At 64.9% G+C, this 25,316-nt stretch carries 23 protein-coding genes; 16 read left to right on the top strand and 7 right to left on the bottom strand.

Annotated elements, in window-relative coordinates:
- The first annotated feature begins 145 nt into the window (after positions 1-145).
- From PVZ78_RS05420 to lpdA, 7 genes are all read left to right on the top strand, one after another.
- Positions 146-799: a CDP-alcohol phosphatidyltransferase family protein gene (locus PVZ78_RS05420; RefSeq protein WP_041987965.1), complete on the top strand. Its 654-nt coding sequence runs from the start codon at positions 146-148 to the stop codon at positions 797-799.
- Positions 800-809: 10 nt separating this feature from the next.
- Positions 810-2,567 carry a bifunctional alpha/beta hydrolase/class I SAM-dependent methyltransferase gene (locus PVZ78_RS05415; protein WP_101284042.1) on the top strand — a complete coding sequence of 586 codons (1,758 nt, stop codon included), beginning with the start codon at positions 810-812 and terminating at the stop codon, positions 2,565-2,567.
- Positions 2,567-3,910, top strand: coding sequence for a phosphatase PAP2/dual specificity phosphatase family protein (locus tag PVZ78_RS05410; protein WP_273828325.1), 1,344 nt, complete (start codon positions 2,567-2,569; stop codon positions 3,908-3,910). The genes PVZ78_RS05415 and PVZ78_RS05410 overlap by 1 nt, the downstream gene beginning before the upstream one ends.
- Positions 3,900-4,355: a hypothetical protein gene (locus PVZ78_RS05405; RefSeq protein WP_110176385.1), complete on the top strand. Its 456-nt coding sequence runs from the start codon at positions 3,900-3,902 to the stop codon at positions 4,353-4,355. The genes PVZ78_RS05410 and PVZ78_RS05405 overlap by 11 nt, the downstream gene beginning before the upstream one ends.
- 9 nt (positions 4,356-4,364) lie before the next feature.
- Complete coding sequence (locus PVZ78_RS05400) at positions 4,365-4,988, top strand: lysophospholipid acyltransferase family protein (protein ID WP_009051662.1); 624 nt, start codon at positions 4,365-4,367, stop codon at positions 4,986-4,988.
- A 1-nt stretch (position 4,989) separates the two neighbouring features.
- Complete coding sequence (locus tag PVZ78_RS05395; RefSeq protein WP_009051663.1) at positions 4,990-5,922, top strand: phosphatidate cytidylyltransferase; 933 nt, start codon at positions 4,990-4,992, stop codon at positions 5,920-5,922.
- A 234-nt stretch (positions 5,923-6,156) separates the two neighbouring features.
- Complete coding sequence (gene lpdA / locus PVZ78_RS05390) at positions 6,157-7,557, top strand: dihydrolipoyl dehydrogenase (RefSeq protein WP_124302285.1); 1,401 nt, start codon at positions 6,157-6,159, stop codon at positions 7,555-7,557.
- 115 nt (positions 7,558-7,672) lie between these two features.
- Here lpdA and PVZ78_RS05385 read toward each other — a convergent pair whose 3' ends face one another.
- A complete protein-coding gene (locus PVZ78_RS05385; RefSeq protein WP_009051665.1) occupies positions 7,673-8,146 on the bottom strand; it encodes an Lrp/AsnC family transcriptional regulator in 474 nt (157 codons plus the stop codon).
- A gap of 145 nt (positions 8,147-8,291) precedes the next feature.
- Here PVZ78_RS05385 and PVZ78_RS05380 point away from each other — a divergent pair, with 145 nt between their 5' ends.
- Positions 8,292-8,918 (top strand): LysE family translocator, encoded by a 627-nt coding sequence (locus tag PVZ78_RS05380; RefSeq protein ID WP_009051666.1) that lies wholly within the window; start codon positions 8,292-8,294, stop codon positions 8,916-8,918.
- Positions 8,919-9,089: 171 nt separating this feature from the next.
- On the opposite strand, the gene PVZ78_RS05375 is transcribed toward PVZ78_RS05380, so the two are convergent.
- From PVZ78_RS05375 to PVZ78_RS05355, 5 genes are read right to left on the bottom strand one after another with little or no spacing between them, the layout of a single operon-like run.
- The gene (locus tag PVZ78_RS05375; RefSeq protein WP_009051667.1) at positions 9,090-9,914 is read right to left on the bottom strand and encodes a class I SAM-dependent methyltransferase; all 825 of its coding nucleotides are present in this window, start codon (positions 9,912-9,914) and stop codon (positions 9,090-9,092) included.
- A complete protein-coding gene (locus PVZ78_RS05370; RefSeq protein ID WP_135007070.1) occupies positions 9,908-11,065 on the bottom strand; it encodes an acyltransferase family protein in 1,158 nt (385 codons plus the stop codon). Before PVZ78_RS05370 ends, PVZ78_RS05375 begins: the two co-directional genes overlap by 7 nt.
- Entirely contained in the window at positions 11,062-11,952 is an 891-nt protein-coding gene (locus PVZ78_RS05365; protein WP_028683608.1) for a class I SAM-dependent methyltransferase, read from the bottom strand. The genes PVZ78_RS05370 and PVZ78_RS05365 overlap by 4 nt, the downstream gene beginning before the upstream one ends.
- Positions 11,949-13,253 (bottom strand): glycosyltransferase, encoded by a 1,305-nt coding sequence (locus PVZ78_RS05360; protein ID WP_028683607.1) that lies wholly within the window; start codon positions 13,251-13,253, stop codon positions 11,949-11,951. Before PVZ78_RS05360 ends, PVZ78_RS05365 begins: the two co-directional genes overlap by 4 nt.
- Positions 13,253-14,851 carry a glycosyltransferase gene (locus PVZ78_RS05355; protein ID WP_273828324.1) on the bottom strand — a complete coding sequence of 533 codons (1,599 nt, stop codon included), beginning with the start codon at positions 14,849-14,851 and terminating at the stop codon, positions 13,253-13,255. The genes PVZ78_RS05360 and PVZ78_RS05355 overlap by 1 nt, the downstream gene beginning before the upstream one ends.
- A gap of 432 nt (positions 14,852-15,283) precedes the next feature.
- Between PVZ78_RS05355 and PVZ78_RS05350 the strand changes: the two genes are divergently transcribed.
- From PVZ78_RS05350 to PVZ78_RS05315, 8 genes are read left to right on the top strand one after another with little or no spacing between them, the layout of a single operon-like run.
- Positions 15,284-16,195: a GDP-mannose 4,6-dehydratase gene (locus tag PVZ78_RS05350; protein ID WP_009051672.1), complete on the top strand. Its 912-nt coding sequence runs from the start codon at positions 15,284-15,286 to the stop codon at positions 16,193-16,195.
- Complete coding sequence (gmd, locus tag PVZ78_RS05345; RefSeq protein ID WP_007924592.1) at positions 16,192-17,163, top strand: GDP-mannose 4,6-dehydratase; 972 nt, start codon at positions 16,192-16,194, stop codon at positions 17,161-17,163. The genes PVZ78_RS05350 and gmd overlap by 4 nt, the downstream gene beginning before the upstream one ends.
- 3 nt (positions 17,164-17,166) lie before the next feature.
- Positions 17,167-18,609: a mannose-1-phosphate guanylyltransferase/mannose-6-phosphate isomerase gene (locus PVZ78_RS05340; protein ID WP_009051673.1), complete on the top strand. Its 1,443-nt coding sequence runs from the start codon at positions 17,167-17,169 to the stop codon at positions 18,607-18,609.
- Entirely contained in the window at positions 18,609-19,406 is a 798-nt protein-coding gene (locus tag PVZ78_RS05335; protein ID WP_273828323.1) for an ABC transporter permease, read from the top strand. The genes PVZ78_RS05340 and PVZ78_RS05335 overlap by 1 nt, the downstream gene beginning before the upstream one ends.
- On the top strand, positions 19,406-20,671 hold the full coding sequence (locus tag PVZ78_RS05330; protein ID WP_103330794.1) for an ABC transporter ATP-binding protein: 1,266 nt from the start codon (positions 19,406-19,408) through the stop codon (positions 20,669-20,671). The genes PVZ78_RS05335 and PVZ78_RS05330 overlap by 1 nt, the downstream gene beginning before the upstream one ends.
- The gene (locus PVZ78_RS05325) at positions 20,668-22,041 is read left to right on the top strand and encodes a glycosyltransferase family 4 protein (RefSeq protein ID WP_124300816.1); all 1,374 of its coding nucleotides are present in this window, start codon (positions 20,668-20,670) and stop codon (positions 22,039-22,041) included. The genes PVZ78_RS05330 and PVZ78_RS05325 overlap by 4 nt, the downstream gene beginning before the upstream one ends.
- Positions 22,025-23,155, top strand: coding sequence for a glycosyltransferase family 4 protein (locus PVZ78_RS05320; RefSeq protein ID WP_135007074.1), 1,131 nt, complete (start codon positions 22,025-22,027; stop codon positions 23,153-23,155). Before PVZ78_RS05325 ends, PVZ78_RS05320 begins: the two co-directional genes overlap by 17 nt.
- Positions 23,156-24,286, top strand: a complete 1,131-nt coding sequence (locus PVZ78_RS05315; RefSeq protein ID WP_038635723.1) for a glycosyltransferase family 4 protein — start codon at positions 23,156-23,158, stop codon at positions 24,284-24,286.
- A 119-nt stretch (positions 24,287-24,405) separates the two neighbouring features.
- On the opposite strand, the gene PVZ78_RS05310 is transcribed toward PVZ78_RS05315, so the two are convergent.
- Complete coding sequence (locus PVZ78_RS05310) at positions 24,406-25,299, bottom strand: pyridoxamine 5'-phosphate oxidase family protein (protein ID WP_101284054.1); 894 nt, start codon at positions 25,297-25,299, stop codon at positions 24,406-24,408.
- Positions 25,300-25,316: the final 17 nt, after the last annotated feature.

Genomic DNA, 25,316 nt, shown 5'->3' with positions numbered 1-25,316 from the left:
TAGTGAAATTTTCGTCGCTTACCTATGCCTTTATTTGCCATGAGCGCGTCACAAAGCCGGGGAAAACCGCTGCTGCGCTGATGCCAGCCCGCGAGATCTGTGGCCATAATCCGTGGCCCACTTTGTGACAAGGAAACGTCCAGCCATGCTCTCCATCTACCAGCTCAAACCGCGCTTCCAGAACCTGCTGCGGCCTTGGGTCCAGCGCCTGTACGACAACGGCACCACGGCCAACCAGATCACCGTGCTGGCGGGGGTGATTTCGGTGCTGGTGGGGGCCCTGATCGGCAGTTTCGCCAACCACCTCTGGCTGTTCATCCTGATCCCGCTGTGGATGATCCTGCGCATGGCGCTGAACGCCATCGACGGCATGCTGGCCCGGGAATTCGGCCAGCAATCGCGCCTGGGCGCCTATCTCAATGAATTGTGCGACGTGATTGCCGACAGCGCGCTGATCCTGCCTTTCGCGCTGATTGCCGGCGTCAGCCTGCCGCTGGTCCTGCTGGTGACGCTGCTGGCGCTGTTCAGCGAATACGCCGGCGTGCTGGGGCCGATGATCGGCGCCTCGCGTCGCTACGACGGCCCCATGGGCAAGAGCGACCGGGCGTTCGTACTCGGCGTGCTGGCCACCGGCATCGCCCTGGGCTGGCTCAGCGCCGCCTGGATCAATGGCCTGCTGGCGGTGGTCGCCGCGTTGTTGGTCTACACCTTGATCAACCGGGTTCGCCAGGGCCTGCTCGAAGCACGACAGCAAGACGTGCCGCAACAAGAAATGCAGCAAAACGCCCCCTCAGAATAAGGAAGTTGCCATGCGCGAAGCTCTCCACCAGACCTTCACCACTCACGACGGCGTCGAGCTGTTCTACCGCCACTGGCCGGCCACTGCCGCCCCCGCGGACGGCCCGCGCCAGGCCGTGCTGCTGTTCCACCGCGGCCACGAACACTCCGCGCGCATCGCCCATCTGGTGGACGAACTGGACCTGCCGGCCTTCGATTTCTTCGCCTGGGACGCCCGCGGCCATGGCCAGTCGCCCGGCGCCCGGGGCGACAGCCCGAGCTTCGCCACCAGCGTGCGCGACGTGCAGACCTTCTGCGATCACCTGCGGGCCAGCCACGGCATCGACGAAGAACACATGGCCGTGGTGGCCCAGAGCGTCGGCGCGGTGATCGCATCCACCTGGGTCCATGACTACGCACCGCGCATCCGCGCCCTGGTGCTGGCGTCGCCGGCGTTCAAGGTCAAGCTCTACGTGCCTTTCGCCCGCCCGGGCCTGGCGCTGATGCGGCGGTTTCGCGGCAACTTTTTCGTCAACAGCTACGTCAAGGCGCGCTTCCTCAGCCACGACCCGGCGCGGGTGGCCTCCTATGACAGCGACCCGCTGATCACCAAGGCGATCTCGGTGAACGTGCTGCTCGGCCTCTACGAAGCCGCCGAGCGGGTGGTGGCCGACGCCCAGGCGATCCAGGTGCCGACCCAGTTGCTGATCTCCGGCGCCGACTTCGTCGTCCATCGCCGACCCCAGGAGCAGTTCTTCGAGCGCCTGGGCAGCCTGCACAAGGAAAAACACATCCTGCCGGGCTTCTTCCACGACACCCTCGGCGAGAAGGCCCGGGCCCCGGCCGTCGCCAGCGCCCGGCGGTTCATCCTGCAGAACTTCGCACGACCGCTGAACCGCCCTTCCCTGCTCGACGCCGACCGCCTGGGCCTGACCTGCGCCGAGTCCGAGGCACTGGCGGCACCGCTGCCGCATAACTCCCTGCGCGACCTCTACTGGCGCCTGACCCGCGCCAGCATGCGCCTGGGCAGCCAGCTCTCGGCCGGGGTCAAGCTGGGCTTCGACACCGGTTTCGACTCCGGCAGCACCCTGGACTACGTGTACCGCAACCAGGCGACCGGCACTTCGGCCCTGGGCCGGATGATCGACCGCAACTACCTGGACTCCATCGGCTGGCGCGGCATTCGCCAACGCAAGCTGCATGTGGAAGAACTGCTGCGCCTGGCCATGGAGAAATTGCGCGCCCAGCAGCGCGAAGTGCGCATCGTCGACATCGCCGCCGGCCACGGGCGCTACATTCTCGAAGCCTTGCAGGGCGTCAGCCCGCTGCCGGAATCGATCCTGCTGCGCGACTACAGCGACATCAACGTGCGCGACGGCAGCGCGCTGATCGCCGAGAAAGGCCTGGGCCAGATTGCCCGCTTCGTCAAGGCCGACGCCTTCGACCGCAACGACCTCGCAGCCCTGAAGCCCAAGCCGACGCTGGCGGTGGTGTCCGGCCTGTACGAGCTGTTCGCCGACAACCAGATGGTCAGCGACTCCCTGGCGGGCCTGGCCGCCGCCGTGGAGCCCGGCGGTTACCTGGTCTACACCGGGCAGCCGTGGCACCCGCAGCTGGAGCTGATCGCCCGCGCCCTGACCAGCCATCGCGCGGGGCAGGCCTGGGTCATGCGCCGGCGGACCCAGGCCGAGATGGACCAACTGGTGGAAGCCGCGGGGTTCCGCCGGATCACCCTGCGCGTCGACCAGTGGGGCATTTTCAGCGTGTCGCTGGCGCAGCGGGTGCAATGATGACGGTCGCCGCGACATACACCCGTGAGCCCGGCCTGCTGAAACCCGCGGTGCTCTGGCTGTTGCTGCTGGCGCCGCTGTTTTTCGGCACCTACGGCTTCGCCACCTGGGTCACCTCGCAACGGGCCGAGGTCGGCAGCCTGGTGTTCGACTGGGAGCGGCAGATGCCGTTCTGGGCCTGGAGCATCGTGCCCTACTGGTCGATCGACCTGCTGTACGGCTTTTCCCTGCTGCTGCCCACCAGCCGCGAAGAACTCAAGCGCCACGCCTTGCGCCTGTTGACCGCGCAAGTCATCGCGGTCAGTTGCTTCCTGCTCTGGCCGTTGCGCTTCACCTTCCAGCGCCCGGAGCTGGATGGCCTGTTCGGCTGGCTGTTCGACGTGCTGGCCGGCTTTGACAAGCCGTTCAACCAGGCGCCGTCGCTGCACATCGCGCTGCTGGTGGTGCTGTGGGTCTGCTATGCGCGGCATGTCCAGGGCATCTGGCGCTGGCTGGTGCACGGCTGGTTCGCGCTGATCGGCGTATCGGTGCTGACCACTTATCAACACCACTTTATCGACCTGCCCACAGGCGCCCTGGCCGGTTGGCTGTGCGTCTGGCTGTGGCCGCTGGACCGTCCCGGCATGCTGCAGAACCTGCGCCTGGCTCGCGATCGCCAGCGCTGGCGCCTGGCGTTGCGTTATGCCCTGGGGGCACTGCTGTTTGCCGTGCCGGCCCTGGCCTTCGCCGCAACCTGGCTGTGGCTGCTGTGGCCCGCCGTGGCCCTGCTGCTGGTGGCGCTGAACTACGGATTGTTCGACGCCAAGGGTTTCCAGAAAGGCGCGGACGGCCGCCTTAGCAACGCCACGCGCTGGCTGCTGGCGCCTTACCTGGCGGCGGCCTGGACCAATTCCCGGCTGTGGACCCGCAAGCATCCACAGCCCGACGAGGTTGTGGATAACGTCTGGCTGGGGCGCATCCCGACCCCGGGCGAGCTGCAGGACAGCCCGTTCAGCGCGGTGGTCGACCTGTGCGCCGAGCTGTCCATGGACGGCCGTCACCTGGCCTATCGCTGCGTGCCGGTGCTCGACCTGACCGCGCCCACCCCCTTGCAATGCCGCGAGGCCGCGCAAGCCATCGAAAGCCTGCGCGAGCACGCGCCGCTGCTGGTCTGCTGCGCCCTGGGCTATTCGCGCAGTGCCACCGCCGTGGCCGCCTGGCTGTTGTACACAGGCCGCGCCGCCAGCGTCGATGCGGCCATCGTGCAGATCCGTCGCGCACGCCCGCAGATCGTCCTGCAACCCGCGCACCGCCGGGCCCTGGAGCCTTTATCCACAGCCCAGGGGAAGGTGCATGGCCACTGATATGGAACTGCATGCGGTGGCGAGCCTGTTGCGCCGCGGGCATTCGCTGGACCTGTTATCCACAGGCCTGACACTGCTCGGCGCCCTGCTTGGCCTCGGCCAGTGGTTGCTCGGCGCGTCCGCCCCCTGGGCCATTGCCCTGAGCGTCGCCCTGCTGCTCCTGGGAGTGCTGCAAAAGTACTGGGCGCTGCGGGTGGCCTTCGATGCCGAGTTGTTCCAGCGAGTGGCGGACAGCCCGCTGCCGCTGGCCGAACGCAGCGCCGCGCTGGACCAGGCGCTGAGCGCCCTCGGCCTGCAACCGGCGACCGCCGGCGGCCGCCCATGGCAACAACGCAGCCGCGGCGCCCTCAACCTGTTGCGTCGCCAGGCCTGGCTGCTGGCGGCGCAAGTACTGCTGACACTGGGCTTCATCCTGGCCAGCCCCTGGCTGGCCATCGCCGGATAAGGAATTCTCATGCTCGAACCCCTGGTCGCCACCCTCATCACCTCCGCCGCCCGCACCATCACCGGGGCGCGCAGCCTGTGGCTCGGTTGCGGGCCGCAGGCGGTGCAACGCATCTACTTCGCCAACCACAGCAGCCACGGCGACTTCGTGCTGCTGTGGGCCTCGCTGCCGCCCGCGCTGCGCAAGGTGACGCGGCCAGTGGCCGGCGCCGATTACTGGCAGACCCGCCCGCTGCGCCGCTACATCATCAACCGCGTGTTCAACGGCGTGCTGATCGACCGCGAGCGCAAGGAGCCTGTGGATAACCCCTTGCAGCCGATGCTCGACGCCCTGGCCAACGGCGATTCGCTGATCATCTTCCCCGAAGGCACGCGCAACCTGGAGGAGGAAGGCCTGCTGCCGTTCAAGAGCGGCATCTATCACCTGGCGAAAAGTTACCCACAGGCCCAGGTGATTCCGGTGTGGATCGCCAACCTCAACCGCGTGATGCCCAAGGGTCGTTTCCTGCCCCTGCCGCTTCTATGCACCACCAGCTTCGGCGCGCCGCTGTCCCTGGAGGACGGCGAAAGCAAAGAGCAATTCCTCGAACGCAGCCGCGCAGCGCTGCTGGCCATGGCCCCGGAGCATTCTTGAGATGGATAGGCAAACCCTGATGTTGTTCGGCGGGATCGGCGCGGTACTGGTGCTGGCCTCGCTGATCGGTTTTCTGCTCAAGCTGCGCACCCGTGGCGCGCCGAGCTCGGTGATCGACAACCTCAACGCGCGCATCAACGCCTGGTGGGTGATGGTGCTGGTGATCGGCGTCGCCTTCTGGCTCGGCACCAGCGCGGTGATCCTGCTGTTCTACGCCGTCTCGTTCTACGCCCTGCGCGAGTTCCTGACCCTGATGCCGACCCGGCGCAGCGACTACCCGGCGCTGGTGGCGGCGTTCTACCTGGCCCTGCCCGTGCAATACCTGCTGATCTACTTCGACTGGTACGGGCTGTTCTCGATCTTCATCCCGGTCTATGTGTTCCTGCTGCTGCCGATCCTCGCGTCCCTGGGCGGCGACAGCACGCACTTCCTCGAGCGCGCCTCGAAGGTCCAGTGGGGGCTGATGATCGCGGTGTTCTGCGTGTCGTTCGTGCCGGCGCTGCTGACCCTGGATATCGCCGGCTACGAAGGGCGCAACCTGCTGCTGATCGCCTACCTGGTGATCGTGGTGCAGATGTCGGATGTGCTGCAGTACGTCTGTGGAAAACTCTTCGGCAAACGCAAGATCGCCCCGCGGCTGTCGCCGTCCAAGACCGTGGAAGGTTTTGTCGGCGGCATCCTGCTGGCCTCGCTGATCGGCGGCGCGTTGTGGTGGATCACCCCGTTCACTATCTGGCAGTCGTTCCTGATCGCCCTGCTGATCAACCTGCTGGGCTTTGCCGGCGGCATCGTCATGTCGGCGATCAAGCGCGACCGCGGGGTAAAGGACTGGGGCCACATGATCGAAGGCCACGGCGGCATGCTCGATCGCCTGGACTCGGTGTGTTTCGCCGCGCCGATCTTCTTCCACCTCGTGCGCTACTGGTGGACCTGAACACCCCGCCCCCTCTTCTTCTGTAGGAGCGAAGCTTGCTCGCGATGCGGCCAACGCGATTCAACGGCAGGACCGCGTCGATGCCATCGCGAGCAATCGAGCGTCGACCGGCTGCTCCTACAAGGAATGTGAATACCGCTTCTTGACCGCCTAGCCTTCGCACGCTCATATTACGGTCATAATTTTTTGCTCGACTACCTTTAAACCCGTCTTTGCGATCGCAGGAGAACAGCCATGAGCAGCTACGACGTCGTCATCCTCGGTGGGGGTCCCGGTGGCTACAACGCCGCCATTCGCGCCGGCCAGCTGGGGCTCAAGGCCGCCTGTGTCGAAGGCCGCGCCACCCTCGGCGGTACTTGCCTGAACGTCGGCTGCATGCCGTCCAAGGCCTTGCTGCATGCCTCGGAGCTGTATGACGCGGCCATGGGCAAGGAATTCGCCGAACTGGGCATCGAGGTCAAGCCCAGCCTCAACCTGGCCCAGATGATGAAGCAGAAGGACGACAGCGTGGCGGGCCTGACCAAGGGCATCGAGTTCCTGTTCCGCAAGAACAAGGTCGACTGGATCAAGGGCTGGGGCCATATCGACGGCCCGGGCCAGGTCACGGTGACCGACAGCGCCGGCGGCAAGACCCGGTTGCAGGCCAAGGACATCGTGATCGCCACCGGCTCCGAGCCGACACCGTTGCCCGGGGTGGAGATCGACAACCGGCGCATCCTCGACTCCACCGGCGCGCTGTCCCTCAGCGAAGTGCCCCGGCACCTGGTGGTGATTGGCGCCGGGGTGATCGGCCTGGAGCTGGGCTCGGTCTGGCGGCGCCTGGGGGCCCAGGTGACGGTGGTCGAGTACCTGGACCGCATCTGCCCCGGCGTCGATGGCGAAGCCGGCAAGACCCTGCAACGGGCCCTGGGCAAACAGGGGATCGCCTTCAAGCTCGGCACCAAGGTCACTAGCGCCAGCACCTCGGCCAACGGCGTGCAGTTGAGCATCGAGCCGGCGGCGGGCGGCACGGCGCAGCTGCTGGAAGCCGACTACGTGCTGGTGGCCATCGGACGCCGGCCTTATACCCAGGGCCTGGGGCTGGAGAACGTCGGCCTGGGCACCGACTCGCGAGGCATGCTCGCCAACCGCCAGCACCGCACCGAGGCCCCTGGCGTGTGGGTGATCGGCGACGTCACGTCCGGGCCGATGCTCGCCCACAAGGCCGAGGACGAGGCCATGGCCTGTATCGAACAGATTGTCGGCAAGGCCGGTGAAGTGAACTACAACCTGATCCCCAGTGTGATCTACACCAAACCGGAGCTGGCCAGCGTCGGCAAGACCGAAGAGCAGCTCAAGGCCGAGGGCCGGGCCTACAAGGCCGGCAAGTTCCCTTTCACGGCCAACAGCCGGGCCAAGATCAACCATGAGACCGAAGGTTTCGCCAAGGTCCTGGCGGACGCGCAGACCGATGAAATCCTCGGCGTGCATTTAGTAGGACCGAGCGTCAGCGAAATGATCGGCGAATACTGCGTGGCCATGGAGTTTTCCGCCTCGGCCGAAGATATCGCCCTGACCTGCCACCCGCACCCGACCCGCTCCGAGGCATTGCGCCAGGCGGCGATGGATGTCGAGGGGATGGCGACGCAGATGTAGAGCCTGTAGCCGCTGCCGCAGGCTGCGATAAGGCCGCAGGCCTTCAGCGATCTTCAGATCCTGCGCGCCCTTCGGTCGCGATCGCAGCCTTCGGCAGCGGCTACAGATGATCGCGTCAGGCCGGTAGATGCCCCAGCGGCAGCGCCCCCGGGGTCTTCACCGTGTGGATCGCGAAGTTGCTGCGGATATCGCTGACGCCCGGCAGTTTCAGCAGGCTGCCGGTGAGAAAGCGGTCGTAGGCGCGCAGGTCCGGCACCACCACCTGCAGCAGAAAGTCCGACTCGCCGGACACCAGGAACGCCGAAAGCACCTCCGGCAGCGCCGTCACCGCCTTGTGGAAGGCTTCGGAATGCTCGTCGGTGTGCCGCTCGACCTTGACCCCGACGAACACCGTCAGCCCCAGGCCCACTTCATCGCGATCGAGGTTGGCCTGGTAGCCGCGAATCACCCCGGCTTCTTCCAGCATCCGTACCCGGCGCAGGCAGGGTGAGGGCGACAGGCCGATCTCCTCCGCCAGTTGCACGTTGCTCAGGCGGCCGTCGCGCTGCAGGGCGGCGAGAATCTTGCGGTCGTAGGCATCCAGTTTCATTTTTGGCATTTTCCGATAGTCACTCCATGTCCAGACGGAAGATTATGCCAATTTCCGCCCTCATGCTGGCTGACTACGCAAGCACCTGCCCTGCCCTTCGGCCCTAGACTCTGGCTACCGAATCGACAACGAAAGGGGTGGCAAGGTGGCACAACTCTGGATGTTTTTCCTGGCGCTGGCGGTGGTCTATCTGCTGCCCGGCCCCGACATGATCCTGCTGCTGCAAACCGGCGCCCGCCAGGGCAAGGGCCTGGCGCTGGCCACCGCGGCAGGCCTGGCGATCGCCCGGGGCTGCCATGTGGCGCTGGCGGCATTGGGCCTGGCCGCCCTGTTCAAGGCCGCGCCCTGGACCTTCGAAGTGGTACGCCTGGGCGGGGCCGCCTACCTGCTGTGGCTTGGCGTGCAGTGCCTGCGGGCCAACCTGCTGCCCAGCCTGCAAAACGGCGAAGCCGCGAGCGCATTGCGCTGGCGCGAAGCGATCCGCCGCGGCCTGCTGACCAACCTGCTCAACCCCAAGGCGCTGCTGTTCTGCTCGGTGCTGCTGCCACAGTTCATCGACCCGCAGGCCGGCCCCGTGGCCGCGCAGTTCGCCAGCCTCGGCCTGCTGCTGGTGCTGGTGGGGTTGCTGTTCGACAGCACCTACGCCCTGGCCGGCGCCTGGATCGGCCGCTGGCTGGCGCACAACCGCGCCGCCCAGCGGGTCCAGCAATGGCTGTTCGGCAGCCTGCTGATCGGCTTCGCCCTGCGCCTGACTTTCGTGCAACAGGCCTGAAGCAGACCCTGTAGCCGCTGCCGCAGGCTGCGATAAGGCCGCAGGCCTTCAGCGATCTTGTGGCTTTGCACGCCCTTCGGTCGCGATCGTCCGAACGCGGCCCGAGCCTGCGGCAGCGGCTACAAAAGCCAGCGTCCTGCCTCATTCAAGCGGGCAAAAGCCCGCGCCGATTCAGGCCGGCTTGCGGGCAATGATGACCTGGCTCTTGGCGACCACAGCGTCCAGCGCGTGCTTGATCTGTACGCCACGCGGCGAGTTGAGGATGGTCTGCCAGGTGCTGGCCCACTGGTCGAGCAATGGGTGGTCGGGGTTGCTGAATTCGACCTTGGCTTCCCAGAACAGCAGCATCCACATCGACCAGTAGAAGCCGTACTGGCTATGGCTGAGCACCTCCAGCCCGGCGTCGCCGACCATCCGCTTGAACTGCTCTTCGCTGATGATGCGGATATGGTTGGGCTTCTGGAAATACTCGGGCGCGGCGATGTCCTTTTGCAGGTCCTCGGAGCTCGGGTGCGGCACGCTCAACAGGTACAGCGCGCCTGGCTGGCCGACCCGCACCAGCTCGGAGAGAAACTGCGCCGGGTCGTCCACATGCTCGATGACCTCGGTGGACACCACACGGCTGGCGGTACCGTCGGCGATCGGCAACGGATTGCAGTCGGTGACATGGCATTCGACACCGCGGGCCGGCGTATCGCTCAGGCGCTGGCGCGTCGCCTCGACCTTGGCCGCATCGATGTCGGCAATGATGATCTTCGCCCCGCGCATCGCGCAGTAATGCACGTTACCGCCATCACCACAGCCGACATCCAGCAGGGTATCCTCGGCCGTCACCGGAAAGCCGGTGAACAACTCGCCGTTTTCCTGGTTGAACCAGCCGCTGAGCATGGCGTCCTGCAGGCCCAGCATGTACGGATCGACCTTGGCCGGCGGCGGGGTCTCGGGCGTCACGGCCGCAGGAGCGCTCGCCGTGAGTTTTTTCAGAAGGCTCAGCATGAAGTGACTCCAGTGGAAGGAACGGGAGAGCGGGCTGCCCCCAGGCGCTGCACCAGCTCGGCGCCCCGATTGCGCAGGGGCAACTCGATGACACGGTAGTTGAGTTCGCTCAGCAACAGCAGCAGGCCCGCGGCGCAGGCCATTGCCAGCAGCGGCTGCTCGTTCAGCCCGGTCGTGCCCAGGGGCGCCAGGCGGAACCAGGCTTCGCGGACCAGCAGAAACACCGGGACATGGATCAGGTAGATCCCGTAGGAACGGCTGCCGACCCAGGCCAACAGACTTTTCAGCAGGCCGCGGGGCAACAGGTAGTCACGGTTGTAGGAAGCGATCCATACCAACAGCGCGCAGAGCACCGCCAGGGCGCCAACCCGGTAACGGGTGACATTAAAACCATCGGTGGCCAACCAGCCCAGGCCCAGGCACGACAGGATCAACAGCAGCGGGCCGAGCCCCGGATACCGTCCCAGCCACTTTGGCTCCCAGTGCCGGTAGCTGCCGCGGGCCGTCCACAGCGCCAGCAATACGCCGAGGGCCATGGCGTCGGTCCGGATGACCATCAGCAGCGCCGAGCGCAGGGTCAGGATCTGCACCAGTACCAGCGCCAGCAACGCCCAGGCCAGGTACTTGCGGCATAACAGCACCAGCAGCGGCAGCAACAGGTAGAACTGCTCCTCCAGCGACAGGCTCCAGTAGACGAAACTGGCGCCGTACTCATAGTGGAAAAAGCTGTCGGCGAACCGCAAATTGGCGAACTGCAACAGGCCGGCAACCGTGGCCCACAGGTTGGCGTGCAGGCTGCCGAAGGCCCCCGAACGATTGAGAAACAGGGTCGCCAGCAATATCAGCAGCAACCACAACCAGGCCGAAGGCAACAGGCGGAAGGCGCGGCGAATCCAGAAGTCGCGGGTCCGTTGCCAGAACTGCGCGGCGCTGGTGCAGGCGCGCAGTTGCGGGACCAGGCTGCGGGCGATGACAAAGCCGGAGATGGCGAAGAACAGGTCCACGCCCCACCAGAACTGGCCGTAGGCCGCAACGCTGCCCAGCCAGGCGAGCCCGTCGCGAAACAGACTGCCTTGCAGATGATGGAACACCACGCCCAGCACCGCGATGCCCCGCAGCAGCTCGATGTCCATGATCCGCTTGTCGTTCAAGACGGCTCAGCCACTGCGCCAGACAGCGGCTTGCGGGCGATGATGACCTGGCTTTTCGGCATGAAGCCATCCAGCACCTGCTTGATCGCCAGCCCGTCGGGTTGCGCCAGCAGTTCTTCCCAGGTCCGTGCCCAGCCTTCCATCAGCGCCGGGTACGGCGCCTGGATCCGGTCGCGCACGGCGCCCGGCGGCTCGCGGCCGGCGGCCCGTTCGCTGGCCCAGAAGAAGATCATGCCCATGACCCAGAAAAAGCCCGTGGCCTGCCGGTGTTCGATGACCAGCCCGGCGGCCTCGATCATCTGGCCAAAGCCTTCGCGGGAAAAGATCTGCACATGGTTCGGCGCGCGGTAATAGCCGGGCGGCGCGATGCCCTTCTGCAGATGCTCGCCCACCGGGTCCGGAACGCTGATCAGGTATTGCGCGCCGGGGCGGCCCATGCGCACCAGCTCGGCGAGAAACGGCGCGGGTTGTTCGATGTGTTCCAGCACTTCCATGCACACCACTTTGCTGGCGCAGCCCTGGGCCAGCGGCAACGGCAGGCTGTTGCTGACCAGCCCCAGGGCAGGCACGTCCGACTGCTCGGCGACTTGCCGGGCCAGCTCGCGCACCTTGTCGAACTCGCTGTCGGTAAAAATCACCGAAGCGCCCTGACGCATGGCGAACAGCGTGGCCACGCCCTCGCCACAGCCGACATCGAGCAGGGTGTCTTCAGCGGTAATCGCAAAGCCCTTGAGCAGCTCGCCGGTTTCAGAACGGAACCAGCCGTCGAGCAGGGCGTCGCGCAAGCCGCAATCGCGGGGAGAAACCGCCACCTTGGGCGCTTCGGCCAGCAGCGGCGCAGGCAACGGCGCGCCCCTGCGCAAACGCCGCAGAAACGCCCGCATCACGCGGGAAGCCCGGGGGTGGCAGGTGCCTTGCGCCGCTCCAGCACCTGCTGGAAGAACTCACCCAGGCGCTGTTCGGCCGTGGCCTGGCTACAGAAACGCCGCAGGCTTTCGATCGCATGGGTCGACATCCGTGCATAACGCTCCGGGTCCTGCAGGGCGACGTCGTAGCTGGCGCGATAGGCCGAGCACAGCGAATCCCAGTTGGTGATGTAGCGCAGGGTCCGATAGGCGGCCCGCGGATCGTGGGGCCAGGCGGTCAGTTCGTCGGTGGAGTCGACGATGAAGGTGTTGTCGTGGTCGATGTAGTCGGCCATCGCGGTGTTGCACGGCGCCACCGCCGGCTTGCCGCAGGACATGAACTCCATCAGCGGCAGGCACTGCCCTTCGCCGAACGAGGAATTCACCACATAGCAGGTGGCCTCCACCAGCCGCTCGTAGTCCGGATCGGACAGGAAGCCGTGGATCAGCACGATGCGGCACTGGTAGGACTGGTTCTTGTAGAGGTGGTGCAGCATGTCGGCCAGCGCGTTGCCGATATCGTGGTGGGTCAGTTTCAGCACCAGGGTGGCGTCGGCACAGTCGCGAAAGGTGGTGCAGAACGCGCTGATCATGTCCTGCCAGTTCTTGCGCCCGTCGTAGGGGTTGAACACCGAGGTGTAGACCACCCCGTCGAGCAGCAGTTGGCAATCGCGGGCCTGGGTATCGAGCACCAGCGGCGTGCCTTCGCGCAGCGTGCTCGGACCGTAGGCGTTCAGGTCCAGGGTGCGGCTGTCGAGCAACAGACCATGCAGATTGAGGGTCACCCGGGACGCCCGCGCCTGCTTGCCCAGTTGCTCGCCACGGCGGGCGAAGCGATCCCAGACCGGGGCCGGGATCGCACAGATCGGATAGTCCTCGCCCATCACATCGCGCACTGCTCGCACGGTAAAGCTGGAGTGGGTGATTGCCGCGCCCGCGGTGCCCAGGACCAGCCGCCAGTCATGCCGCGGCTCGCCCTGCCAGCTTTCGGTGGGAATGGTGCTGAACTCCCAGGCGAACACCGGGATGGTCGGGCAGGCGTAATGGTTGGGCGTGCGATGGGGCGGCGAGAACGACAGGAAAATGCACGCCTCGCCGCGGCTCTGGCAGTCGAAATACAGGCGGTCCACCAACTCGTCGGGGTTGCTGACCTCCAACACCTGGCCCAGCCGCTCCAGCACCGGCCGGAACTCCTTGAGCACGAAGTAGTAGCTGTATTCAGGGCGGCCGAGGTTCTGCTGGATATTGCTCTTGTTGGTTTCCGAATGGATGAGGATCAGCATCAGGCGTTACCCGCCACAGCCAGGGAGGACGCGCCGTCAGCCTCGGTCAACGGGGTCAGGGCGAAGAAGTCCCGCAGGCGCCCCTGGACGCTGGCGAAGCTGCTGTATTCCTGCATGCGCCGGGCCGCGGCCAGGGACATCGACTGGTAGCCCACGGGGTTTTCCTTGGCCATGCGGTAGCTGTCCTGGTAGGCGGTTTTCAACGAGCCCCAGTCCGGGCGGTGGCGCAGGGTGCGAAACAGGATGCGCGAGTCCTGCGGCCAGATCGCCGGCTCCTGGCTGGACTTGACGACGAAGGCCACCTCTTCGTCGATGTAATCCAGCATGGCCGTATGCAGCGGCGCGATCACCGGTTTGCCACAGGCCATGAACTCCATCAGCGGCAGGCACAGGCCTTCGCAGCGCGAGGCGTTGACGTAGAAACTGGCCGCGCCGTACAGCCGGGCGAATTGCTCGTCGTCCAGATAACCGTGCATGGCCACCACCCGACAGCTGAACGGAGACAGCTGCGACAGCAGGGTCAGCATTTCGACGTAATAGGTCGACAGGTCGTTCTGGGTCATCTTCAACACCAGGGTGGCGTCTTCGGTGTCGCGCATCGCCCAGCAGAACGCGGTGATCAACTGATGCCAGTTCTTGCGGCCGTCGTCGGGGTTGAACACGCTGACATAGACCACGCCATCGACCTGGAACTCCACCTGCTGGTCGGTGGCCGGGAGGACGGCCTGGGGATGTTCTGGCTCGGGCGCAGGTGGCGCTGGCACAACGTGCTCCGGGCCTGGCTTGGCCATCAACGCCCGCAGGCGTTCGGGGACCCGGTCACGCAACCCCTCGCGGTAGCATTCACGAATGTAGTGCTTGCTGATGAACAACGGCCGGCGCCATTCGCCGCCGGCCAGCGCCCGATACCATTCGCGCAGATAGTGCTTGGCGATGAACAGCCGGCGCCTGGCGGTCAGCGGCGGGGCTGCGACGATTTCGGCCTCGACTTCGACTGGAGCAGGAGACGGTGGCACTTCTTCCAGTACCGGCGCGATCAGGCCATCGGCGGAAAGCCCCAGCGTCCGGCTGTCGATGATGCAGCCCTTGATCTGCAGGGTGGTGCCGGCGTTGACCGGCACATTGGGGTATTGCCCGCGGACGCCGTCGAAGCGCTCCCACAACGGGGTAGGCAGCACCAGCACCGGGAAATGCTCACCCAGCACCCGCCGCACCGCCCGGGCCGTATGGCTGGACAGGGTGATCACCCGGCCATGGCGGCCAAGGGTGCGGCTCCAGTCCTGATGCGGGTCGTTATCCCAGTATTCGTGGGGGATCGAGTCGAACTCCCAGGCCACCACGCACAGGGTCGGGCAGTCCAGGTCGAGCGGGGTTTTCTGGGGTGGGGTGAACGAAAGAAACAGGCTGTCTTCGCCCTTGAGCCGCAGTTCGTGATACAGCCGATCGACCTCGGCGGGCGTCTGCACCACATGAACTCGCCCAAGGCTTTCCAGCACCGGGCGATAGGCCTTGAGCACGAAGTAATAGCTGTATTCCGGACGCCCGAGGCTCTGGCTGATGGAGCCGTCGTTCACATCCGAATAAAGAATGAAATTCATGGCATCTCACGATGAAGCCGCCATCCTGGCACCTTCACACAATGACGGTAGAGCCATGGCACCACGCCGGTGTTGGTAGGCGTGCATCCATCGTTCTCATGCCCGTCTACGTTCTTGTTCTATTGGTCAGTTTTGCATGGCGCCGAGACAGCCATCCTGATCGTTTTGGGGTCGAGACGAGGGGCATTCTAAACACATCCGTTTAAGATTCGGGAACCTCTCAACAAGATTTTTCCTATGCTGGAAAACGAGAACTTACCGGTCACGGTAGGACTTATTGAAATTCCAACGCAATTGGCACAGATTGACCACCAAACAACTACAACAAGCTTCGTCAATAGAAAGGCCCTGGGAAATAGCAGAGTTTTCGTATTTCTCACACGAATTATGTGTCCAAATATTGCCGAAGCCTCCGTCTAAAGAGGCTGCTGCTTGAAAAAGCGTCTGTTTGTAACGGGCCTGAATGGATTCGTGGGACGTCATCTACGCTCCCGCCTGGGCGCTGCCGATTCAGGCTGGGAACTGTTGCCCGCGCCGCCCTTCGACCTGACCCAACCGCAAAGCCTGCAAGACCTGTGGCCCGAGTTGCCGGATGCGGTGATTCACCTGGCTGGCCAGACCTTCGTCCCCGAAGCCTTCCGCGATCCTGCCCGGACCTTGCAGATCAACCTGCTGGGCACCCTCAACCTGTTGCAAGCGCTGAAAGCTCGCGGCTTCAGCGGCACCTTCCTGTACGTCAGCTCCGGTGACGTCTACGGCCAGGTCAGCGAAAACGACTTGCCCATCGACGAGCGCCAGCCGCCCTCCCCACGCAATCCTTATGCGGTGAGCAAGGCCTCGACCGAACTCCTGTGCCTGCAGTGGGGCATGAGCGAAGGCTGGCCCGTGATGGTGGCCAGACCGTTCAACCATATCGGTACCGGGCAGCTGGACAGCTTCGCCGTCGCCAGCGCCGCGCGCCAGATCGCCCGGATCAAGCACGGCCTGCAGGCACCGCGGCTGGAGGTCGGCGATATCGACGTCACCCGCGATTTCCTCGATGTCGCTGACGTGGTGAACGCTTACCTGGCCCTGTTGCGCAGTGGCGTGCCGGGCCAGGTCTACAACATCTGCTCCGGCCAGGAGCACAGCATCCGCAGCCTGATCCAGCAGCTGGCGGACATCGCCCAGGTCGAAATGGAACTGGTTCAAGACCCCGCCCGTCTGCGACGGGCAGAACAGCGTCGTGTCTGTGGCAGTCACGCCAGGCTGCAAGCCGTCACCGGATGGACGCCCGAAACCACAATAAAACAATCCCTGCGGGCGATCCTGTCCGACTGGGAGTCACGGGTACGACAAGAATGACAAAAAGTGCACTGATCACAGGGATCACCGGGCAGGACGGCGCCTATCTGGCCAAGTTGCTGCTGGACAAGGGCTATCAGGTTCACGGACTGGTGGCGCGACGCAGCAGCGACTCGCGCTGGCGCTTGCGTGAGATGGGTATCGAGGGCGAGATCCGCTACCTGGATGGCGATATGGCCGACGCCTGCTCCGTGCAACGGGCGGTGATCAAGGCGGCGCCCGACGAACTCTACAACCTGGCGGCGCAAAGCTTTGTCGCCGCTTCCTGGGACCAGCCGGTGACCACCGGCATCGTCGACGGGCTGGGCGTGACCCACCTGCTCGAGGCGATCCGCCAGTTCAGCCCGCACACCCGCTTCTACCAGGCCTCCACCAGTGAAATGTTCGGCCTGATCCAGGCCGAGCAGCAGGACGAAAATACCCCGTTCTACCCGCGCAGCCCCTACGGCGTGGCCAAGCTCTACGGACACTGGATCACCGTGAACTACCGCGAGAGCTTCGGCCTGCATGCCAGTAGCGGCATCCTGTTCAACCACGAATCGCCCCTGCGCGGCATCGAGTTCGTGACCCGCAAGGTCACCGACGCCGCCGCCCGGATCAAACAGGGCAAGCAGCAGGAGCTGCGCCTGGGCAACATCGACGCCAAGCGCGACTGGGGATTCGCCGGCGACTATGTCGAAGCCATGTGGCTGATGCTGCAACAAGGCAAGGCCGATGATTACGTGGTAGCCACCGGCGTCACCACCACCGTGCGCGAGATGTGCCAGATCGCCTTCGAACACGTCGGCCTGAACTACCGTGACTACGTGAAAATCGACCCGGCGTTCTTCCGCCCCGCGGAAGTCGACGTGCTGTTGGGCAACCCGGCCAAGGCCCAACGGGTACTCGGCTGGAAACCCAAGACCCATCTGGAAACCCTGATCCGCATGATGATGGATGCGGACATGAAACGCGTCGCCAAGGAGTAAGGCATGCTGATTCCAGTGATTCTTTCCGGCGGTGCCGGGACCCGCTTGTGGCCGGTTTCGCGCGAAGGTCATCCCAAGCCCTTCATGATCCTGCCCGACGGCCAGAGCCTGCTGGGCAAGACCTACCGCCGCGCCGCCGGGTTGCTGGCGGGCAGCGGCGACATCGTCACCGTGACCAACCGCGACCACTTCTTTCAAAGCAAGGATCACTTCCAGGCCGCCCGGCTGGATCGGCACCTCGGGCATTTCATCCTCGAACCTTCGGGCCGCAACACCGCCCCGGCCATCGCCATCGCAGCCCTGGCCGTGCAGGCCCGGCATGGTGACCAGGCGACCCTGGTGGTGATGCCCGCCGACCATCTGATCCGCAACGAAGAAGCCTTCAAAAGCGCGGTCGCCCATGCCGCGCAACTGGCCGAGACCGGGCATCTGGTTACCTTCGGCGTGACTCCGAACGCGCCGGAAACCGGCTTTGGCTATATCGAGTCGGGCGACGCTCTCGACGACCAGGGCGCCGCCAGGGTGCTGCGCTTCGTGGAAAAGCCCGACCTGAAGACCGCCCTGGGCTACCTCGAAAGCGGCCGGTTCCTGTGGAATTCCGGCCTGTTCTGTTTCACCGTCGCCACGCTGCTGGAGCAGCTGCAACAGCACGCCCCCGAGCTGCTGGAACTGGGCCGCGCCTGCCTGGCCGCGAGCACACCGGTGGAAACCGGGCGCATCCTCCAGCATGAATTGTCGGCGGAACATTTCGCCGAGATGCCGGACATTTCCATCGACTACGCGCTGATGGAGGTTTCGGACCAGGTCGCGGTGGTGCCCGCCCGGTTCGACTGGAGCGACATCGGTTCCTGGGGCGCGATCAGCGCCCTGGTCGACGCCGATGCCCAGGACAACCGCGCCACCGGCGAAGCCCTGTTCATCGACAGCCACGGCAACTTCGTACAGAGCGAGGGCCGGATGATCGCCACGGTCGGCGTCGACAACCTGATCGTGGTCGAGACCGCCGACGCCATCCTGGTGGCCCACGCCGACCGCGCCCAGGACGTGCGCCAGGTGGCCCGGCAGCTCAAGGACCGCAACCACGAGTCCTATCGCCTGCATCGCACGGTCAGTCGGCCCTGGGGCAGCTACACCGTGCTGGAGGAAGGCCCGGGCTTCAAGATCAAGAAAATCGTGGTCAAGCCGGGCGCGGCGCTATCGCTGCAGATGCACCACCATCGCAACGAACACTGGGTGGTGGTCAAGGGCACGGCCATGGTCACCAACAACGGCGACGGCTCGCACCTGGTCAACAGCAACGAATCCACCTTCATCGCCGCCGGGCACAAGCATCGACTGGCGAACCCGGGGGTGATCGACCTGGTCATCATCGAAGTGCAGAGCGGCGAGTACCTGGGCGAGGACGACATCGTCCGCTTCGAAGACCAATACGGCAGGACGGCCTGATGCTGCTCAATCTGTACCGCTCGCTGCGCAGCTACCGGGGCTTCATCCTCGGCAGCGTGCAGCGCGAGTTCCAGGCGCGTTATCGCAACTCGCTGTTCGGCGCCTTGTGGACCGTGCTCAACCCGCTGTCAATGATCGTCGTCTACACGGTGATCTTTTCCCAGGTGATGCGCGCCCGCCTGCCGGGGGTGGAGGACGGCCTGGCCTACAGCGTCTACCTGTGCGCCGGGCTGCTGACCTGGGGCCTGTTTTCCGAGCTGACCCTGCGCAGCCAGAGCATGTTCCTGGAAAACGCCAACCTGCTGAAGAAGATCAGCTTCCCGCGCATCTGCCTGCCGGTAATCGTGCTGCTCAACGCCGGCATCAACTTCGCGATCATCCTCGGCCTGTTCCTCGGCTTCCTGCTGATCACCGGGCGCCTGCCGGGCCTGGCGCTGCTGGGGTTGATCCCGCTGCTGCTGTTGCAGGTGCTGTTCTGCACCGGCCTGGGGATGATCCTCGGAGTGCTGAACGTGTTCTTTCGCGATGTAGCGCAGTTCTTCGGCATCTTCCTGCAGTTCTGGTTCTGGCTGACGCCCATCGTCTACCCCATCAGCATCCTGCCCGAGGCGATCCAGCGCCTGCTGGCGCTCAACCCGCTGACCGCGCTGATGCACAGCTACCAGAACCTGTTCCTGTACGACCAGTGGCCGCAATGGAGCTCGCTGACCCCGATGCTGGTGATCAGCCTGCTGTTCTGTGGCATGGGGCTGCGGCTTTTCCGCCAGCGCGTCGGTGAAATGGTGGATGAGCTCTGATGGGACATATACGCGTCACTGGCCTGGGCAAGGCCTATAAGCAGTACCCGAACCGCTGGAGCCGGCTGTTCGAGTGGATGATTCCGTTTTCCAGGCCGCGCCATCACCTGCACTGGGTGCTGCAGGGCGTCGACTTCGAGATCGAGCCGGGCCAGGCCGTGGGCATAGTCGGGGTCAACGGCGCCGGCAAAAGCACCTTGCTGAAAATGATCACCGGCACCACCCAGCCAACCTGCGGCGAGATCCACCTGCGCGGTCGGGTGGCGGCGTTGCTGGAGCTGGGCATGGGTTTTCACCCGGACTTCACCGGGCGCCAGAACGCGGTCATGGCCGGCCAGCTGCTGGGCATGCAGGTCGAGGAAATCGAGGCGCTGATGGCGGAAATCGAAGCCTTCGCCGAAATCGGCGAGGCCATCGATCACCCGGTACGCACCTATTCGAGCGGCATGCAGATGCGCCTGGCGTTCAGCGTGGCCACGGCCCGGCGCCCGGACATCCTGATCGTCGACGAGGCACTGTCGGTGGGCGACGCCTACTTCCAGCACAAGAGTTTCGAGCGCATTCGCAGCTTTCGCCGCGCCGGCACCACCCTGCTGATCGTTTCCCACGACCGCTCGGCGATCCAGTCGATCTGCGACACCGCGATCCTGCTCGAACAGGGCCGCGTGGCCATGCATGGAAAGCCGGAAGAGGTGATGGACTACTACAACGCCATGCTCGCCGAACGCGAAGGCCAGACAGTTCGCCAGGAAATGCTCGCCAACGGCCAGGTGCGGACCATTTCCGGCACCGGCGAAGCCGGGATCCTCAGTGTGCACCTGCGTGACGAGCGCGAGCGCTCGATCGAAATGGCCGAAGTCGGCCAGCCGGTGGTGCTGGAAGTACAGGTCGAGGTACGCCAGGACATCGAACGGCTGGTACTGGGTTTCATGATCAAGGACCGTCTCGGCCAGCCCATGTATGGCATCAACACCCATCGCCTGGACCAGGCCCTGACCGACTTGAGTGCCGGCGAGAAAGTCACCTTCCGCTTTGCCTTCACCATGGGCCTGGGCAAGGGCAACTACTCGGTGGCCCTGAGCCTGTCGCGGCTGGATTCGCATCTGGATCGCAACTTCGAATGGCGCGACTACGGCCTGGTCTTCCACGTCATCAACAACCGCCAGGAAGACTTCGTCGGCTGTTCCTGGCTGCAGGCGCGGACCAGCATTGTCCGCTCACCGTCGAAGTCCACTCAGTCAATGCCTCAGCGAGCCGCTCCATGACCCGACTGTTGATTGAATGCACCTATGTGTTCGAACACCCCGAGACCAACTCGGGCATCCAGCGTGTGGTGCGCAACGTTATCCGTGAACTGCCCGCGGCCGATGCCTCGGTCGAATGCATTCCGGTGGTCATGCTCAAGGGCCAGCTCTTGCGGGTATTGAGCCTGAAGCCGTTGAAACCCGAGCGCTGGAACCTGATGGGGTTGCGGGTGCGCCTGGAACAGATGGCCAACGTCTTCTGGCTGCGTCACCGCACCCTGGAGCGACGCAAACCCTTCGATTCCTACCTTGCGCGCCGCTTGCTCTATGTGGCGTGCCGCTTGACCGCACTGGTCTGCTTCAGCATTCCGTTGCGGCTGTGCAACCGGTTCCTCAACACCCGGGAAATCCCCCAGCGCTGCGTACCGCTGCAACATCAACCGGGCGATCAACTGGTGTTGCTGGACTCATCCTGGCATGCCGACTTCTTTCCCCTGGCCGAACAGCTCAAGCGCGACGGCGTGGGTATCGTCTCGGTGATCTATGACCTGATCCCCCTGACCCACCCACAGTTCTGCGACGCCGGGCTGGTCCGGGTGTTCAACCATTGGTTCGACTGGATAGCGCGCACCGCCGACGGCTACATCGCCATTTCCGCGACCATCCGCGACCAGGTCCGCGAAGAGATGCTCCGCCGGGTCGGGCGCCAACAGGTGGCACAGCGCTGGTTCGACTATTTCCACCTGGGTTCGGAACTGGACCAGTGCAGTGAAAACGCTCGGATCAACCCGGACCTGGCCCAGCTGTTCAAGGGCCAGGCAGCGGTCTTCCTGATGGTCAGCACCATCGAACCCCGCAAGAACCACGGGTTCCTGCTCGACGCCTTCGAGCGCGTCTGGGCCAGCGGTTCCCAGGCTCGCCTGTGCATCGCCGGGCGCATCGGCTGGAAGTGCGAGGCGCTGATCGAGCGGATTCGCCGGCACCCGGAGTTGAACCGGCGCCTGTTCATGTTCAACTCCCTGGACGACAACAGCCTGGAGTACGCCTATTCCAAGGCGACGGCGCTGGTGTTCCCCTCCTATGTCGAAGGGTTCGGCCTGCCTCTGGTGGAGGCCATGCAGCGCGGCTTGCCCGCCATGGGCAGCGACATCCCGGTATTTCGCGAGATCGGCGGCGAGTTCATGGCCTATTTCGACCTGAACAATCCACAGAGCCTGGCCGACCTGGTCATCCAGCAGGAAACCAGCGGCGTGTTTCCCGCGGCCCGCCATGTCGATGACTGGCGCTGGCTGGGTTGGCGAGAAGCCAGTACCCAACTGGTCGAACGCATTGTGTTCCACAGGAACCACGCCCCCACGGTCATGGAGACGCACGATGCGGATAGCCCTTAACGCGCGCATTCTCCAGTCGCCCCGCACCGGTATCGGTCATTACGTAGCGGAACTGGCCTCGGCCCTGGTCACCGAACAGGGGCTGGAGTTGTCACTGTTCCACGGCTGGGGCTGGAGCCCCGAGCTGCCGGCGGCGGCCATGCCGGGTTACTCCCAAGTGGCCCCTTGGCTGCGACAGATCCCCGGGGCCTACCAGGCACGGCGCTGGCTGGAACAGCGACGCTTCGACCAGGGGCAGCCTGCAGCGATCGACCTCTACCACGAGCCCAGCCTGTGGCCGCTGGAGTTCGAAGGCCCGACCGTGATGACCCTGCATGACCTGACTCACCTGCATTACCCCTCGACCCAGCCGCCGGCCCGCTTGAAGGAAATCGAGCGGCGTCTTGGCGCAGGCGTGGAACAGGCGCGGCTGATCCTGACGGACTCGCAGTTCATCGCCGATGAAGCCCAGGATTACTTCGGCCTGCCACGCGATCGCTTTGTCGTGGCGCCACTGGGCGTCGCCCCGCGCTTCCATCCACGCGGGCACGCCGAGCTGGAACACAGCCTCGCAGTCCATGGCCTGCAGCCTCAAGGCTACTTCCTGTGCGTCGGCACGCTGGAACCACGCAAGAACCTGTCCCAGGCCCTGCAGGCCCACGAACAGCTGCCGCCAGCGCTGCGCCAACGTTATCCGTTGCTGATCGTCGGCATGGCGGGTTGGGAGCAAGGACAATTCAGCGACACCCTGCAAAAGGCTTTGGCCAGCGGCCATGTACGACTGTTGGGCTACCTGCCGGACGAACAGGTGGCGCAGCTGGTGGCCGGAGCCAGGGCGCTGATCTTTCCATCGCTGTATGAAGGCTTCGGTCTTCCGGTCCTGGAAGCCATGGCCAGTGGCACACCGGTGGTAGTGACGCGGCGTTCGGCCATGCCGGAAGTCGCGGGTCTGGCCGGCAATTATGTCGAGCCTGGCGATGTGCATGGCTTGAACAGCACTATGCTTCGCTTGATCGACGATGAGCCCCATTGGCAGGCATGCCGCGAAGCGGGTTTGCAACAAGCCGGGCGGTTTTCCTGGAGGCACTGCGCGCAGATCACCGCGCGCACCTACCGTCAGGCTATAGGAGGCTGAATGCGGGTCTTACATTTCTTCAAAACCTATTTGCCTGACTCGGTCGGCGGTATCGAACAGGTCATCTTCCAACTCTGCGAAAGCGGCGCCCAACAGGGTATCGAAGGCCAGGTCCTGACCCTCAGCGCCGACCCGCACCCCGCGATACTCAAGCTCGGTCAGCATGAGGTGCACCGGGCCAAGCTCGACATACAGTTCGCCTCCACCGGTTTCTCCTACAGCGTGTTCAAGCAGTTCCGCGAAATGGCTGCCGAAGCCGACGTGGTCAACTACCACTTCCCCTGGCCGTTCATGGACCTGGTGCATTTCGTGAGTGGCATGAACAAGCCCTGCGTGGCCACCTACCACTCCGACATCATCCGCCAGCGCCATTTGCTCAAGCTGTACCGGCCGTTGATGAATCGCTTCCTGGGCAGTGTCGACCGGATCGTCGCCGCGTCGCCGAACTACCTGCACACCAGCGATGTGCTGCAGCAATTCCCGGACAAGACCCGGGTCATCCCCTACGGCCTGAACAAGGCCGGTTATCCACCGCCCGATAGCGAACGCATGGCCCGGTGGCGCCAGCGCCTGGGCGAGCGTTTTTTCCTGTTCGTCGGGGTGATGCGTTACTACAAGGGCCTGCACATCCTGCTCGATGCCCTCAAGGACGTGGACTACCCGGTGGTGATCGTCGGCGCCGGCCCGCTCGAGGCCGAGCTGCATGCCCAGGCCGCGGCCCTGGGCCTGCGCAACCTGCATTTCCTCGGCCGCCTGGGGGATGAAGACAAGGTGGCCTTGCTGCAACTGAGCTACGCCATCGTCTTCCCTTCGCACTTGCGCTCCGAGGCGTTTGGCATCTCGTTGCTCGAAGGCGCGATGTACGGCAAACCGATGATCTCCAGCGAGATCGGTACCGGCACCAGCTATATCAATATCCATGGCGAAACCGGCCTGGTGGTGCCGCCCAGCGATCCCCTGGCCTTCCGCGCCGCCATGCGCCAGCTCTGGGACAACCCGGAACAGGCCGCGCAAATGGGCCTCAAGGCCGAAGCCCGTTACCGGCAGCTGTTCACCGCCGACGAGATGGGCCGCAGGTGGAGCGAGCTGTACCAGGAGCTACTGGAGGAAAAAGCCCTGTCCTACGCCTGAGGTTGCGTTGTAGGAGCGAGCGGGCGGCGATCCGACTTGCCCGCGATGGACTTGAGAGCGCCGCGTTTACCCAGTCAACACGCGTCATCGTTAACGACCATCGCGGGCAAGCCTCGCTCCTACAGGTTTGTGCTCTGGTGCCAGCGCAGGGCCAGCGCCGCGGGCCGGCGCACCAGTTGTTCGACCTCGAAGCGCCACAGGCGCTCGGCGCCCGGGAAGGTTGCGATCTGCGGGTCGTCGAGCACGACTTCAGTGCGCCCGCTGAGCTGCAGCAGGTCGCCACGGCTGAAGTCGATGAACAGCAGGCCGGCGCGGGGGTTGAGCAGCAGGTTGCCCAGGGTGTTGAAGTGCAGGTTGCCGGCGAAATCCGGAATGCTCAGGCGGTTGCCCTCGACCTGCACGAAACCGGCCGGGCCGCCGCGGTGGGAAACATCGACCCAGAGCCGTCCCTCGACCTCCACGTAACTGGCGACAAAAAACGTATCGGCGCTCCGGATCATCGTCCTCGCCTCTTCATCCAGCACGTTCAGGCGCTGTACCGGCCGGTGCGCGGCCAGCGGCACCGACTCGAACTGACGCAGCTGGATGTAGCGCGGGCAGTTGCCGAAGGACTGCTCGACGCCCAGGGCAAAACCGCTATGGTCCAGCTCGACGATCCGCCCGTTGAGGCGGTTGCGCCGCCGGGTGTGCAGCTCGATGCCCAGCAGGCCAATGGCCGCGCCCGGCGTCAGCTGGGCGGGGTCTTCGGCGGCTGGCAGGCTGTCGAGCCTTAGCCGCCCAGGGGTTGGCGAGTGGGCGAAACCGACAGCCCCTTCGAGCACACTGGCCCAGGGGTTGCCCTGGTTATCCACAGCCCCGAGCAGCATGAACGGCAGCTGTTGATAAAACTGCCGGTGCTGATCGGGCATCTCGCTGCGGATCACCTTGCGCCCGACGACTTCCATGCGCTCGGCCACGCCGGCCTGGGCTTGCAGGCGGGTTTCTCCTGCGTGCCAGGGGGATTCGGTATTCATCATGAGTCTCCCCTGCG

Source organism: Pseudomonas sp. SBT1-2, from assembly GCF_028640875.1.
Taxonomy (GTDB): domain Bacteria; phylum Pseudomonadota; class Gammaproteobacteria; order Pseudomonadales; family Pseudomonadaceae; genus Aquipseudomonas; species Aquipseudomonas chlororaphis_I.
Note: the sequence above shows the minus strand (reverse complement) of the source record. Positions and strands in the feature narration are given on the sequence as shown.

Bases quoted from the DNA above. Each gene is read 5' to 3' on its own strand.
- PVZ78_RS05420 (WP_041987965.1), top strand. From the start codon at position 146: ATGCTCTCCATCTACCAGCTCAAACCGCGCTTCCAGAACCTGCTGCGG.
- PVZ78_RS05415 (WP_101284042.1), top strand. From the start codon at position 810: ATGCGCGAAGCTCTCCACCAGACCTTCACCACTCACGACGGCGTCGAG.
- PVZ78_RS05410 (WP_273828325.1), top strand. From the start codon at position 2,567: ATGACGGTCGCCGCGACATACACCCGTGAGCCCGGCCTGCTGAAACCC.
- PVZ78_RS05405 (WP_110176385.1), top strand. From the start codon at position 3,900: ATGGCCACTGATATGGAACTGCATGCGGTGGCGAGCCTGTTGCGCCGC.
- PVZ78_RS05400 (WP_009051662.1), top strand. From the start codon at position 4,365: ATGCTCGAACCCCTGGTCGCCACCCTCATCACCTCCGCCGCCCGCACC.
- PVZ78_RS05395 (WP_009051663.1), top strand. From the start codon at position 4,990: ATGGATAGGCAAACCCTGATGTTGTTCGGCGGGATCGGCGCGGTACTG.
- lpdA (WP_124302285.1), top strand. From the start codon at position 6,157: ATGAGCAGCTACGACGTCGTCATCCTCGGTGGGGGTCCCGGTGGCTAC.
- PVZ78_RS05385 (WP_009051665.1), bottom strand. From the start codon at position 8,146: ATGAAACTGGATGCCTACGACCGCAAGATTCTCGCCGCCCTGCAGCGC.
- PVZ78_RS05375 (WP_009051667.1), bottom strand. From the start codon at position 9,914: ATGCTGAGCCTTCTGAAAAAACTCACGGCGAGCGCTCCTGCGGCCGTG.
- PVZ78_RS05360 (WP_028683607.1), bottom strand. From the start codon at position 13,253: ATGCTGATCCTCATCCATTCGGAAACCAACAAGAGCAATATCCAGCAG.
- PVZ78_RS05355 (WP_273828324.1), bottom strand. From the start codon at position 14,851: ATGAATTTCATTCTTTATTCGGATGTGAACGACGGCTCCATCAGCCAG.
- gmd (WP_007924592.1), top strand. From the start codon at position 16,192: ATGACAAAAAGTGCACTGATCACAGGGATCACCGGGCAGGACGGCGCC.
- PVZ78_RS05340 (WP_009051673.1), top strand. From the start codon at position 17,167: ATGCTGATTCCAGTGATTCTTTCCGGCGGTGCCGGGACCCGCTTGTGG.
- PVZ78_RS05335 (WP_273828323.1), top strand. From the start codon at position 18,609: ATGCTGCTCAATCTGTACCGCTCGCTGCGCAGCTACCGGGGCTTCATC.
- PVZ78_RS05330 (WP_103330794.1), top strand. From the start codon at position 19,406: ATGGGACATATACGCGTCACTGGCCTGGGCAAGGCCTATAAGCAGTAC.
- PVZ78_RS05325 (WP_124300816.1), top strand. From the start codon at position 20,668: ATGACCCGACTGTTGATTGAATGCACCTATGTGTTCGAACACCCCGAG.
- PVZ78_RS05320 (WP_135007074.1), top strand. From the start codon at position 22,025: ATGCGGATAGCCCTTAACGCGCGCATTCTCCAGTCGCCCCGCACCGGT.
- PVZ78_RS05315 (WP_038635723.1), top strand. From the start codon at position 23,156: ATGCGGGTCTTACATTTCTTCAAAACCTATTTGCCTGACTCGGTCGGC.
- PVZ78_RS05310 (WP_101284054.1), bottom strand. From the start codon at position 25,299: ATGAATACCGAATCCCCCTGGCACGCAGGAGAAACCCGCCTGCAAGCC.